The sequence below is a fragment of the Secundilactobacillus sp. MJ173 genome (assembly GCF_059704265.1).
This window is the reverse complement of the sequence record NZ_BAAKGN010000038.1, coordinates 154,360-167,178: the sequence shown is the minus strand read 5'-3', so window position 1 is coordinate 167,178 and position 12,819 is coordinate 154,360. Positions and strand designations below refer to the sequence as shown.

General features: G+C 43.5%; 11 protein-coding genes. 7 read left to right on the top strand and 4 right to left on the bottom strand.

All coding sequences use genetic code 11. From position 1 onward, the window contains the following. Nucleotides 1–996: LPXTG cell wall anchor domain-containing protein (locus AC6H04_RS06995; RefSeq protein ID WP_497571011.1), on the top strand; the 996-nt coding region annotated here is incomplete at its 5' end. A gap of 80 nt (nt 997–1,076) precedes the next feature. On the opposite strand, the gene AC6H04_RS06990 is transcribed toward AC6H04_RS06995, so the two are convergent. After that, nucleotides 1,077–2,495: a DHA2 family efflux MFS transporter permease subunit gene (locus tag AC6H04_RS06990; protein ID WP_497571010.1), complete on the bottom strand. Its 1,419-nt coding sequence runs from the start codon at nt 2,493–2,495 to the stop codon at nt 1,077–1,079. A gap of 231 nt (nt 2,496–2,726) precedes the next feature. On the opposite strand from AC6H04_RS06990, the gene AC6H04_RS06985 reads away from it, so the two are divergent. The 3 genes from AC6H04_RS06985 (at nt 2,727) to dnaB (ending at nt 6,825) form a co-directional block, all read left to right on the top strand. Continuing rightward, nucleotides 2,727–4,748 carry a DHH family phosphoesterase gene (locus tag AC6H04_RS06985; protein ID WP_497571009.1) on the top strand — a complete coding sequence of 674 codons (2,022 nt, stop codon included), beginning with the start codon at nt 2,727–2,729 and terminating at the stop codon, nt 4,746–4,748. A 150-nt stretch (nt 4,749–4,898) separates the two neighbouring features. Further along, the gene (rplI, locus tag AC6H04_RS06980) at nt 4,899–5,351 is read left to right on the top strand and encodes a 50S ribosomal protein L9 (protein ID WP_098823514.1); all 453 of its coding nucleotides are present in this window, start codon (nt 4,899–4,901) and stop codon (nt 5,349–5,351) included. Between the two features lie 82 nt (nt 5,352–5,433). Next, nucleotides 5,434–6,825: a replicative DNA helicase gene (gene dnaB, locus AC6H04_RS06975; RefSeq protein WP_497571008.1), complete on the top strand. Its 1,392-nt coding sequence runs from the start codon at nt 5,434–5,436 to the stop codon at nt 6,823–6,825. A 961-nt stretch (nt 6,826–7,786) separates the two neighbouring features. Here dnaB and AC6H04_RS06970 read toward each other — a convergent pair. Further along, the gene (locus tag AC6H04_RS06970) at nt 7,787–8,938 is read right to left on the bottom strand and encodes an RNA-guided endonuclease TnpB family protein (RefSeq protein ID WP_497571007.1); all 1,152 of its coding nucleotides are present in this window, start codon (nt 8,936–8,938) and stop codon (nt 7,787–7,789) included. 91 nt (nt 8,939–9,029) lie between these two features. Between AC6H04_RS06970 and tnpA the strand changes: the two genes are divergently transcribed. Then, entirely contained in the window at nt 9,030–9,452 is a 423-nt protein-coding gene (gene tnpA, locus AC6H04_RS06965) for an IS200/IS605 family transposase (RefSeq protein WP_497571006.1), read from the top strand. A gap of 203 nt (nt 9,453–9,655) precedes the next feature. Then, the gene (locus AC6H04_RS06960; protein ID WP_497571005.1) at nt 9,656–10,747 is read left to right on the top strand and encodes an Ldh family oxidoreductase; all 1,092 of its coding nucleotides are present in this window, start codon (nt 9,656–9,658) and stop codon (nt 10,745–10,747) included. 106 nt (nt 10,748–10,853) lie between these two features. Here the strand turns inward: AC6H04_RS06960 and AC6H04_RS06955 are convergent, their stop codons facing one another. Next, nucleotides 10,854–11,411, bottom strand: coding sequence for a LysE family translocator (locus AC6H04_RS06955; RefSeq protein ID WP_497571004.1), 558 nt, complete (start codon nt 11,409–11,411; stop codon nt 10,854–10,856). 137 nt (nt 11,412–11,548) lie between these two features. On the opposite strand from AC6H04_RS06955, the gene AC6H04_RS06950 reads away from it, so the two are divergent. Then, nucleotides 11,549–11,950, top strand: a complete 402-nt coding sequence (locus tag AC6H04_RS06950) for a MarR family winged helix-turn-helix transcriptional regulator (protein ID WP_497571003.1) — start codon at nt 11,549–11,551, stop codon at nt 11,948–11,950. On the opposite strand, the gene AC6H04_RS06945 is transcribed toward AC6H04_RS06950, so the two are convergent. Then, nucleotides 11,947–12,381 (bottom strand): GNAT family N-acetyltransferase, encoded by a 435-nt coding sequence (locus tag AC6H04_RS06945; RefSeq protein ID WP_098823509.1) that lies wholly within the window; start codon nt 12,379–12,381, stop codon nt 11,947–11,949. The two genes, AC6H04_RS06950 and AC6H04_RS06945, sit on opposite strands and share 4 nt — an antisense overlap. Nucleotides 12,382–12,819 lie beyond the last annotated feature (438 nt).

Below are 12,819 nucleotides of genomic sequence, written 5' to 3'. Positions count from 1 at the left end.
AACCCTGATTTACCACAAATAGTTGCGCAAACACAGGACCAAATAGTGGTCATTCCGTTAGCTGCAAAAAATACTGCTTCAAGCGGACCAGCCATAGCTGCCACAACCACAACGATCAACTATGAAACCCCAGATGGTAAAACACAAGGAAGTGCTCAGTTAGTAGGCACCCCTGGTACACCATTTGATCGGTATCGAGTCTTGGAATCCGTCCCAGCTGGTTGGCAACTGGCCGTTCCAGTTAGTGACTTACCATTAATTGTGGCTCAAGCCGAAAATCAAACAGTCATTATTCCGTTAGTTGCGAAAACCACTGCGTCAGCTGGACCAGCTGAAGTTGCCACTACGACGATAATCAACTATGAAACTTCAGATGGCGTTGTACGTGGCAGTGCGACGTTAATTGGTAATCCAGGAATGTCATTTAATCGGTATCAGATTTTGGAATATGTTCCCACTGGCTGGCAGTTGGCCATTCCAATCAGTGAATTACCGCTGATTATAGCCCAAGCTACCAATCAAACGGTGGTCATCCCGTTAGTTGCTCAAGATGATACAGTAATGCCACCAGCACAACCTGGACATGGTAATGATGGTGGATCTACTACAACTACTGGCCAATCAAATGGTCAAGTCCCAACTGATCCAGAGCAACCCAACTCATCAACTGATAATGGTGGTGCAGTGACACCACATACGCGACCGTCTACTTCAACGAGTGACTCGCAAGCAGGTCAAGGTTCGGCAGGGGAACGGTCCTCAGTAACTGCAGTGACTGGTCTACACGAAGATAGTAATAGTGGTCGGGCAGTTGAAGTTGAGAGAACGGTCCAAACAGCGCGGTTAACACCGTCTAAGCATCAAACAGATCCATCTAAGGCGCAACTACCACAAACTGATGAAGCGTCTTCAGTAAAACCAACGATCCTTGGTGCCATATTGCTAAGCATTCTTGGTTGGTTTGGTCTTGCACGTCGGAAACACGAAAAAGATTAATCAATAACTTAAATAGCAGCGCAAAAACGCCTTCGCAGGTCTAAGCTTGCGAAGGCGTTTTATATGGATTAAGTTAACAATTATTTTTCAGTCTTAAATGAACGCGTCGTCAGCGCGATAATAAACGCGATGACAGCTAAAGCAAGTGGTAAGTAGATAGCGACGTGCACACCGGCGGTAAAGGCACCCTGAGCGCCTAAATGGCTGGCTGCTTGGCCGATACCTAGCAGACTGGTTGCTAAAGCAGTTGAAATCGCACCAACAATTTGTTGCATGGTGTTCATGATGGTACTGCCATCACCAGATGTAGGACCAGCTAAAGCGTTTAAAGCATGGGTTTGAGCTGGTGACATTGCTAGAGGACAGCCAATCATTAAGATGATGTGGGCAGCAATGACAAACATCACAGCGGTATGAGCACCAGTTGTTAGTAACATGATGCTACCGATGATCGCAATCAGAAAGCCCAACCGAGTTAACCACTTAGCACCGAAGTTATCAAATAAACGACCTGAAACGGCAGAAACTAAGGCGTTAACAACACCACCAGGTAACATGATAATACCGGTCATGGCAACGGGGAGTAACAATCCCTTTTGCATGTACATTGGTAAAATATACATGGCAGAAAGGATAATCCCGAAGTCTAACATCACCATTAAAGCACCAGCCCGAAAGGCAGGAATGGCAAAAATTTTCAGGTTTAAAATCGGTGCATCAATATGAACCTGACGGTAGGCGTAAGCGGCTAACACGATGATACCGAACAATAATAAGCCTAAAACAAGTGGTGAACCCCAGCCGTGTGAACTTGCGAAGCTAACCGCGGTAACAACACTGGCAAAGCCAACAACACTGGTCAAAATAGATAAGACATCAATTTTAGGCTTCGTTAATTGACCGACATTTTCCAGTGAAGTCAAAGCAAAAATCAAGGCAATGACTAAGAAAGGTACAAATGCCCAGAAAATCCAGTGCCAAGAAAGCTTGGCTAAGATCAAACCGGTCAAAGTAGGCCCAATGGCTGGCGCGAACATGATAACCATGGCGCAGGCCCCCATAGCGGCCCCAATTTTAGCTGGTGAGAAGACTTGCATAGCAACCGTAAACATTAATGGCAGGATTAAACCAGTAGCGATACCTTGAATCATTCGTCCGAATAATAAAATTGGAAAACTTGGTGCTAATGCTGCAATAATGGCACCTACAAGAAAATCTGATAAACCAAAAATAACAACTTGCCGAGTGGTGAACCACTTGGTAATTAAACTGTTAAGTGGCAATACAACCCCGATGACTAACATGTAACCAGTGACTAACCATTGTGCAGTTGCGGTGGTAATCCCTAGACTAGCCATTAGACTTGGTAATGCAATATTTAACGACGTTTCACTAAACATACCAACAAAGGCACCGACTAGCATACTAACCATTGCTAGTGCGGGGTGCTTAACGGTAACTCGTGGCCGAGAAGAGGCCATTGTTGCTTGTTGTTCCATTGAATAAATTCCTCGCTTTCAGAAAACTTTTTTGCACAGTGGGTTACACTACCAGAAAAAAGTCGGCTTCGTAAGTTTTTTTTTTATAAAATGGTAAAGTTTTTTTGAATGACTGTTAAACGTCGAGCTCAGATGACGCTTTTACTTCCACAAGACTGATGGTCACAACTAGCTTTCATTTGTGCTAAAATATAACTACTATTATCATCGACAAAGCAGGGGAGTCTGAAGATGAACGGTTTATTTTCAAGGTCTAATTTACCCGAGTTCTTAAGGAATAGACGACTGCGCGGTCTGGCATTATTTATGACCGCACTGTCGATTGCAGGAATTGTTCTGGCTTTTTTGTTCTCATGGATTTTAGGGATATTGGCTTTAGTAGCGGTGGTTACTAGCTTGGTGTTCTCCTTTAATACCATGAATGAGATTAGTGCCGATATGAACCGCTATATTGCGGATCTGTCTTTTCGAATTAATCGTGGCGAACAAGAGGCATTGATCGATATGCCCGTTGGTGTCATGATTTTTGGTGACAACGACGCCATCGAATGGGTTAATCCGTACTTGCAGCAATACTTCGGTGATCAAGCGGTCTTGAGTAAGCGGATGAGAGACGTTGATCCGGAACTGGAAAAGTTGATTCAAGACCACGTCAACGATAAGCAACCACAAACCGTCACTTGGCGAGACCGCCAATTTTCATTTTTAGTTCAAAAGGATTTCCGTGCGGTCTATATGACCGAGGTCACGTACTATACGCAAATTGAACAACGGTATGAAAACGAACGGATTGCCATTGGTCAGGTCTTTTTGGATAACTACATCGAAGTAACGCAGTCCATGACCGATCAAGAAATCTCTAATCTGAGAAATTACGTGACCAATGAACTCTCTGTTTGGGCGCAGCGTTTTGGGATGTATCTCAAACGGCTGGACGATGACCATTACCTCGTATTTATGTATGCACAAGCGATGAAGGCAGTTGAAAAGGATAAGTTCAGTATTTTGGATATTATTCGCGAAAGTACGTCTAAGCAAAATTTCCCGCTGACGTTAAGTATCGGTATCGCTTATGGTGGTGCTGATCTAAATAAATTGGCTGACCAAGCACAGAGTAACCTTGATTTGGCGCTTGGCCGTGGCGGTGACCAAGTGGTTGTACGTGCTCAAGATGAAGAAGCGCGTTTCTACGGCGGTAAAACCAATCCAATGGAAAAGCGGACGCGGGTTCGTGCGCGGATGATCTCACAGGCCTTACAGGAGTTGATGAACCAATCGGATGCCATCTTCGTTCAAGGTCATCAACAGCCTGACATGGACTCCATCGGTGCTTGCATGGGAATTCGGCGGATCGCTCAGATGAACCAGAAGGACTGTTACATTATCTTGGATCGCAGTGATGTGCACAGCGATGTGCAGCGACTGCTTGATGCGATCAAAGACTACCCTGAAATTAACGATGCCATTATTACGCCTGAAGAAGCGTTGGCTAAAATAACGAAGCAAAGTATGCTAGTGATGGTCGATCATTCTAAGCCGTCGCTTTCAATCTCCCCTGAGTTGTATCACCAAATGGAAAATCGTGTCATGATTATTGATCATCATCGCCGGGGTGAAGAATTCCCCGAAAATCCAATGTTAGTCTACATTGAACCGTATGCTAGTTCGACGTGTGAACTCATTACGGAAATGTTTGAGTATCAATCTCAAAAATCCGAACCTATCAATAAGCTTGAAGCAACGGCTATGCTGACGGGGATCTTTATCGATACGAAGTCCTTCTCGTTGCGTACTGGGTCACGAACCTTTGACGCAGCTAGTTACTTACGTTCAGCAGGTGCTGATTCGGTTCAAATGCAGCATTTTATGAAAGAAAACGTCGATAGTTATCTGCAACGGAATCACTTGATTGAACTGGTCACCTTCGTCCAAGAAGATTTGGCAATCATTGCGGGTGAAGAAGATGAAGTTTACGACTCTGTAACGGCTGCTCAAGCGGCGGATGATTTACTGAATATGTCTGGTGTGGACGCCTCATTTGTCATTACTAAGCGAGATGATGGCCGAATTGGGATTTCCGCTCGTAGTATGGGCGAAATTAACGTGCAAGTTATCATGGAAAAGATGGGCGGTGGCGGTCACCTATCCAGTGGGGCTACGCAAATCGCTGATAGCACTGTGGCTGAAGTTAAAGATCAGCTGGTAGCGATTTTGAATAGTCAAGAGGATGGGGTAGCAACACCGGCTTCGTAAATAGTGTTAAAAAGGTCAAAAAATCGCGATATCGAGGTTAAAACGGGTCGCAATCTATGGTAAAGTTGTTTAATGAGAGCTCCCAATTTGGGATCGATAAAGTCTTGGCATTTCGATATTGATCGAGGTGTCAGATAAGGAGGACTTATTGTGAAAGTTATTTTTTTGCAAGATGTTCGCGGCAAAGGTAAGCGCGGCGAAATTAAGAACGTTCCAGATGGCTATGCCCAAAACTTTTTAATCAAGCAAGGGAAGGCAAAGGCTGCAACGGCCAATGCAATAAGTCAGCTTAAGGGACAGCAAAAAGCTGAAGCTAAACGCGAAGAAGAAGAACGACAAGAAGCTGTGTCCGTTAAAAAAGTCTTGGAAGATGACAAGACGATTGTTCAATTAACGGCTAAAGCGGGGACTGATGGCCGACTGTTTGGGTCAATTCCTAGCAAACAAATTGCGCAGGCATTGGAAAAGCAGTATGGTATCAAATTGGATAAGCGAAAGATTGAATTACGCGAACCAATTAAAGTGATGGGCTTTGTCAACGTGCCTGTTAAATTACATCAAGATGTGACCGGCCGTATTCGGGTTCACATTTCAGAAAAGTAATTTGAAGTTCATTTTCTAAGGGTCGTCGGCAAATTGCGTTTGCCCCGACCCTTTCGTTTATCACAGCGGGGAGTAATGAATAATGAGTGAAGGGTTGAGAGATCAAACACCACCTCAAAATATTGAGGCGGAAAAAGCGGTACTTGGGGCCATCTTTTTAAACGGCGATGCCCTAGTCGACGCAATGGAACAACTGACCGCAGATGATTTCTATCGTCGTGCGCATGGGTTGATTTTCCAGACAATGGTTAACTTAAACGACCAGGATGAAGCCATTGATGTGGTGACGGTGTCGGATGAGTTAAAACGGCTCAACCAGCTTGAAGATATCGGCGGTATGCCATATATTGCTGAACTAGCGGCGTCTGTCCCAACGGCAGCTAACGTTGGCTACTATGCCAAAATCGTGGCTCAGAAGGCTGTTTTGCGGCGCTTGATCCAGACGGCCACTAAGATCGTCACGGATAGCTATTCGGAAGACGCACCCGTGGATGAGCTGCTTGATCAAGCTGAACAGTCCATCATGAACGTTAATGAGTCCCGAAATCAAGCTGGATTTAAAGCGATTAAAGACGTTTTGAATTCCACTTTTGAAGAGATTGATCGTTTATCACAACAAGGGGATACTGTGACCGGATTATCGACCGGGTACCCTGACTTGGATAAAATGACAACTGGGCTTCATGATGATGAGCTTATGATTTTAGCTGCCCGGCCAGCGGTTGGTAAAACGGCTTTTGCGTTAAATATCGCTCAGAACGTTGGGACTAAAACCGATAAGGCAGTGGCTATTTTTAGTCTAGAAATGAGTGCTGAGTCGCTGGTTAGTCGGATGTTGTGCGCAGAGGGCAGTATCAACGCCAATCATTTGCGAACCGGCCAGCTTGAGGAAGGCGAATGGCGGAATTTAATTGTTGCCATGGGGAGTCTGTCAAAAGCGAAGATCTTCATTGACGATACAGCCGGAATTAAAATGTCAGAGATTCGGGCAAAATGCCGTCGATTAGACAAAGAGCAGAATGGTAACTTAGGTTTAGTCGTGGTTGATTACCTACAATTGGTTGAAAGTACCGGGGCTGAAAACCGGCAGCAAGAAGTTTCTGCAATTTCACGGCAGCTTAAAAAACTGGCCAAGGAATTGCATGTGCCAGTAATTGCCTTGTCGCAACTGTCTCGTGGCGTGGAACAACGTCAGGATAAGCGGCCAGTTCTGTCAGATATTCGTGAATCTGGGTCTATTGAACAAGATGCGGATATTGTGTCATTTCTGTACCGTGACGATTATTACGAACGGGATGATGACGACGATGATGGTGGTAATGGCGGCGACAGCAACGACGGGGAACAAGATGTCGGTGAGGTCGAAGTCATTATTGAAAAAAACCGTTCAGGTCCACGGGGAACGGTCAAGCTGCTGTTTGTGAAGTCGTACAATAAGTTTTCGTCTATAGCGTATGGGGCGGAACCAAATTAAGGTGCGAAGGCAGACGGTTAGAGAGCGAAAGATAAGGGCAAGGAAATAGAAACCCTGGGTTTGGGGTTTGTATTTCCTTGCCCTTATCTACAGCTCTCTGTCTGCTGTAGCCCGATTCGGCGATGTAGCATAACGAACAATCCCGAACTTGGATTTGTGTCTTGGTGCCCTTATGTGCAAGTTTCTGCCTTGTTATAGCCCGATTAGGCTATGTAGGAGAACGACACCTTGACACACTTCACCATCCATGCGATACTATCAAACGGTGCCAAACCATGGCGGGATTCCAAAGATCGGCGCATTCGTGCGTTCAGAAGGTCGGCGGGCCTGCCTTTTCTTATGTTTTTAAATATGATCCAGCTATTGATTGTGATGGCTGGATTTTTTTGTGGTTCGGGGAATGTTATTTTGCTGAAATGTGTTCAAGCGGGCAGAGACTTGCATGTAGGGCGGTTTAGTAGGTATTCGACTTAAAGCCCAAGTCCAATACCTACTAAACCGCCCTACACTCCAGTCTCTAAGCGCCCGCTTTTACACTCTACAAAAAAAGCCCCACCACATTAGGGGTTGTGGTGAGGTCGAGGGGAGTGATAGCGTTTCATCTTGGTTTATCCTGATTTTGGGGAGGAGGAAAAATCAACAACCGTTATCTGTTTTAAAAGGGAAGTCAACTAATCTTTCATTGACTATGCTTAAATCATAGATAATAAATGTGACAGAAATATGAAGTTTTCCATGCTACTTTCTAAAGGAATCGTTAAGGAAAAGTAAAGTGTTCTGGATGCAGGCAGTAAACAGAATAAATACCTATTTGCATATAATAGTAACTTAAATTGTGAAATACTCGTCACTAAAGTAACGAGCTTCTAGGAACACCGCTGACTTACGTATCATTCAGTGAATGGTACGCAGCGGTTACGGCTATTAACTAAGGGCTGTTCCAGCCCAGTTGGTCATTTGGCTACGCTGTCGCTTTTAGAATATTCGTTGCGGCATTGATATCACGATCATGATTGCTGCCGCAGTTAGGACAGGTCCACTGCCTAATCTCTAAAGTGTGCTTGCCGTCATCATAGCCACAGTTTGAACAGAGCTGAGAAGTCTTTCGTGGATTAACAGTGACCAGCTGTTTACCATACCAAGCACACTTGTATTCCAGCATTAGACGTAGCTTTCGCCAGGATTGATTGGCGATTACTCGGGCGAGGTGGTGATTTTTTAGAAGGTTTTTGGTTTTCAAATCTTCAATCTTAATCACATCGTATTGTTCAACCAGTTCTTTGGTGATGCTGTGCAGATAATTATCCCGTTGATTGGCAATCTTTTCACTGTATTTAGCTACCATGTGTTTGGCTTTCAAGTAGTTTTTGAAATCATTTAATGTTCTGGGTTCTGGAACCTGGTTATGCTTGTCCCAAGCAATCTCCTTTTCGGCTTGACGTCTCCGGCGAGCTAAGCGTTTCTCCCAGTAATGCTGCTTTTTGCTGAGCCGTTTATCAAACCGAATCGTGGGGTATTTAACACCAGCAGAAGTGATCATCAGGTCAGCAACGCCCATGTCAATGCCAATAACTTTGGAGGTTTGGGGTAATTCTTTAATGTCGGTATCCACCAGCACGTTGGCATAGAATTTACCAGTTGCTGAAAGTCGAATCGTTACAGCCTTGATTTTTCCGACTGGTAATCTACCGGCTCTAAAAATCACCTTTCCTAGCTTCGGTAATTGAATGTGGTGCCTATCAACTACCTTAATATTCTGATTGACTGATTTGCACTGATAGCTTTGCTTGGGGTATTTACGTGACTTAAACTTGGGAAAACCATGCTGCTTTTTGAAGAACTGCTTAAAAGCTTCAATTAAGTCGTGATTAGTCACTTGTAAACTAGTGCTTTCAGCGTCCTTCAACCAAGGATATTCAGTCTTTAGCGCCGGCAACAAGTTATTCAACGCGAAAGCATTTAAAAACTTGGCTTCAGGATTATTCTGATGGCGCGTCATCAGCATGTTGAGCATTTGATTCCAAACAAACCGATTACAGCCAAAATTCAGTTTGATTTTCAGCTGCTGATCCTGATTAGGATACAGCCGTAATTTAATCCCTTGATAGGTCATTGGGCTTCACCTCCTTACTCACAATATTTTAGCATATGTTATGATATGAATGAATACGATCACTAATATTCAGACATTAGGAGGTAACCGTATGATTAAATACGAACGGACAAATGTGTATGATTTTACTTTTCACTTAGTGTGGGTGACGAAGTATCGCAAGTCAATTTTTACGACTGAAGAGCGGATTACTGCTATGAAAGCTATCTTGGTGGAAATTGCCGAACGTCATTCAGTTGATATCACCGATATGCAAATCATGCCAGACCATGTACAGATGACCATTAGCTTCCCACCTAAGCTGACGCCTTCCTCAATCGTGAAGGCCTTCAAAGGCGGGGCAGCTAAACAGTGGTTCATTCAATTCCCCGAAACTAAACAATTACTTTGGAATGGCCATCTCTGGTCACCAAGTTTCTTTATGAGTACGCTCGGTAATGTTTCCGAAGAAGTTGTCAGTCAATATATCGATTCAAAGCTAGACCAATACAATGGTGGCCGTCCGAGACGTTGATTCATATCGGCATTAAAATACCGAGTTTTCTCAACTGACGGCACTTTATAAAAATTCAATTATTAAGTAAATACGCATGTTTAATGGCAGTCACGTACTTAATTTTAAAAAGATGGTTGCAAGCAAAGAATAAGAAGCAGATAATAAAAATGCTACATAATCTAATCTAATTTTCATCAAGGCGTTTAGAAAGGATGTTTACAATGGTCAAACGATACGATAGTGACAAAGTAAAAGCACTAGTACATAAGATTTATAAAGCCTATGGATTTACGGAGGAGCAAAGCGCAGCGGTTGCTGAAACTCTGATTTATACCGATTTACACGGAATCGCATCACATGGTGTTCAACGTATGGTGATGTATGATCACTTCATTCAAAATGGTAAAATTCGGGTTCAGAGTAAGCCTGAAGTTGTAAAAGAAACAGATGTGAGTGCCGTAGTTGATGCCAACTTTGGTTTGGGACAGCTGAACGGGATTTATAGCATGGACATTGCCATTAAAAAGGCTAAGGAGCACGGCGTTGGTATCGTAACTACCAAGCGCTCGGGCCATTACGGAATCGCTGGTTATTACGCTAACATGGCAGCTGACCAAGGTTTAATTGGATTATCATCAACAAATTCTCGACCAGCCATGTTACCAACGCACGCCACGCAAGCATTTGTGGGAACTAACCCGATTGCATTCGCCATGCCAGCTAAGCCACATAACTTTATCTATGATGCGGCCACGACTACGGTACCTCAAGGAAAAATTGAAGTTTATCGTAAATTGGAAAAGGATTTACCAGCTCTATGGGTGGCTAAGGATGGTAATCAAGAAATTAATGATCATACCGATACCGCCGACTTGGACGCTTTGCGTGACCCATTGTCCAACGTTGGGTTGACGCCACTTGGCGGTGTAGCGGAAGAGACCGGGAGCCATAAGGGATTTGGTTTAGGAGTGATCGTAGAAGTTTTCACCTCCATTTTATCGTTGGGGAACACTTCTACCGAAATTACGCCAGAAGATTTGCAAGTTGGTCCATGTCAGAGTTTCATTGCCATTGATCCTTCTATCTTTGGCGATGTCGATCAAATCGTTCAGCGTTTCTCTGATTACCTGCAACAAATTCGTGAATTACCTGCTATTCCGGGTAAGACAGTTTATGTAGCTGGTGACAAAGAAGCCTTAGCGTACGAAGACCGAAAAACAAACGGAATGGTGATTGATGATAAGACCTTAGCTGAAGTGACAGGCATTGCCGATCGGCTGGGCGTTAAATATGGCTCACTAGATATGGATTAATACAAAATAAGCTTAGCTCCAAGATAAATCGATCGTATCGATTACATCTAGAGCTAAGCTTATTTTTTTGGAAAATATGTTTCACGTGAAACATTATTGGGGATTGTTAACGCCAAAGATCAACTGCTGCAAACATCAATAACAGGGTGACAATGGTATTGAAAATACGGTAGTAACGGCGGTAGAACCGGCTCATCATTTGACCAAAAACCGTCCAGACGAAAGTACCAAGACTGCCGATTAACACCATGAGTAGCCACTTTACGGGCATATTATTCCAGGCGCCAGCTAGACTAAAGGCACCTAGTCCAGTGATGAAATAAAGATAACACTTGATGTTAGTTAATTGCAGTAACATGCCAGTCCGAAAACCACCCGTACTTTGATCTTCTTCACTTGGGTGACTGATAAACATGTGGTAGGCAAGGTACAAGAGATAAGTACTACCGACGATTTTCATAGCCGTCACAAACGTTGGTGCTGACTGCAGCCAGTGAGCGAAGAAAACACCCATTAAACCCATGAGACCCATTCCAATCAGCATACCAATATTAAGTCGCAGGCTTGAGCGGAACCCTCGCTGCTGACCAGAAACCATCGCCATGATCGTGTTTGGCCCAGGTGTAAATGACATCACAAAAACAAAGATAAAGAAAGCTGACATTGAAACTCCCCCTTACAGGTATGTATGATTATTCATTGCATTTGCAATGACTTGGTCAAATCTTATCACTATTTAATTGCAAATACAATAACCTTCCTGTAAATTAGAGTCAAAATGTATCCATATGGAGGTTAATGATGTTTGAAATTATTCGTGATATTGGCGCGATTACCCGTAAGACGGAAATTAAAACCAATGCGGAGTTCAGAAGACTTGGCTTAGCAAATAACGCCTTTATTTATGTGATTCGGACCTATGAAAAGCCCGGTATGTTTCTTGGTGAACTAGCAGATTCTGTTCATATTGATCGAACAACTGCGTTTCGAACAGTCCAAAAACTCGTGGACAACGGCTATCTGAGATTAGAAGATGACGCTAAGGATAAGCGCTTGCGTCGGGTTTACGTTGCTGAAAAGGGGAAGGCCGTATACCCAGAATTACACGTCTTTGAACAGAATTCGTCTGATACGTTACTGTCACAGCTAACAGCCGATGAGCAGGATGAACTAAAGCGACTACTTTCTAAACTCGTTTACTAACCTAATGGGTCGTGAACCATCTTGATGTGAGGCGTTGAATTAAAGATAAAGGATTCGCCAACTGTCTTAAACCCATATTTCTCATAAAAACCTTTAACGGGTACCTGTGCCTCAATCTCAATTGGTAAGTGGGCAAAGTGCATCCGAATGGCGGTCAAAACGTTCGTCATCAACTGGTCGCCTAGCCCCATGCCACGATGGGCAGGATCTGTGACTACTCGGCCAAAGGTGACGTGATCATCTTCCTTGTAGATTCTGGAATAAGCAATGATCCTGTCATCTTGATAAAAGACGTGCAGCGCATTAAGATCATTTTCATCCACTTCCTGATAAATGCGGTTTTGAGCCACCACGAAGGTTGCTACCCGCAGATGATAGATCTCATAAAGTTCTTTGGTTGATAATTCCGAAAATGACTTGGTTTTCCACATAGATTGACACTCCTGACTGATTGTTGTGCTTCTGTTATTTTAGTGAGAAATCGATAAAATAGATTTTTAGCCCACAATTTAAAAATAATTTTGAAGTCGATAAATGCTATTATAGCAGTGTTTAGAACGTGTTTAAAGCTAGCGTCTAAAAATTAATTTATTAAAAATGATTGACATTTTCTCATGTTCGGGGCTACACTACTTGCAACAAATCAAATACGACAACAAGATTTGACCCGATGGATTAGGGTCATAGCCTTATGAAGAGAGTACCGGTTTGGTGAGACGGTATTAGGACTATGACATGAAAGATCGAGTTCGACGAGTTCGCTTCTCGAGGCGAACTGGTGGCACCCATTATCGTGCAGCGTATCGCAACTGAGATTAGTTGCCGTGCGTGTTGAGGAATTACTTCAAACGGTAATTTGAATAAAGGTG

Coding starts and splice junctions, on each gene's coding strand:
- AC6H04_RS06990 (WP_497571010.1), bottom strand. CDS start 2,495: ATGGAACAACAAGCAACAATGGCCTCTTCTCGGCCACGAGTTACCGTT.
- AC6H04_RS06985 (WP_497571009.1), top strand. CDS start 2,727: ATGAACGGTTTATTTTCAAGGTCTAATTTACCCGAGTTCTTAAGGAAT.
- dnaB (WP_497571008.1), top strand. CDS start 5,434: ATGAGTGAAGGGTTGAGAGATCAAACACCACCTCAAAATATTGAGGCG.
- AC6H04_RS06970 (WP_497571007.1), bottom strand. CDS start 8,938: ATGACCTATCAAGGGATTAAATTACGGCTGTATCCTAATCAGGATCAG.
- tnpA (WP_497571006.1), top strand. CDS start 9,030: ATGATTAAATACGAACGGACAAATGTGTATGATTTTACTTTTCACTTA.
- AC6H04_RS06960 (WP_497571005.1), top strand. CDS start 9,656: ATGGTCAAACGATACGATAGTGACAAAGTAAAAGCACTAGTACATAAG.
- AC6H04_RS06955 (WP_497571004.1), bottom strand. CDS start 11,411: ATGTCAGCTTTCTTTATCTTTGTTTTTGTGATGTCATTTACACCTGGG.
- AC6H04_RS06950 (WP_497571003.1), top strand. CDS start 11,549: ATGTTTGAAATTATTCGTGATATTGGCGCGATTACCCGTAAGACGGAA.
- AC6H04_RS06945 (WP_098823509.1), bottom strand. CDS start 12,381: ATGTGGAAAACCAAGTCATTTTCGGAATTATCAACCAAAGAACTTTAT.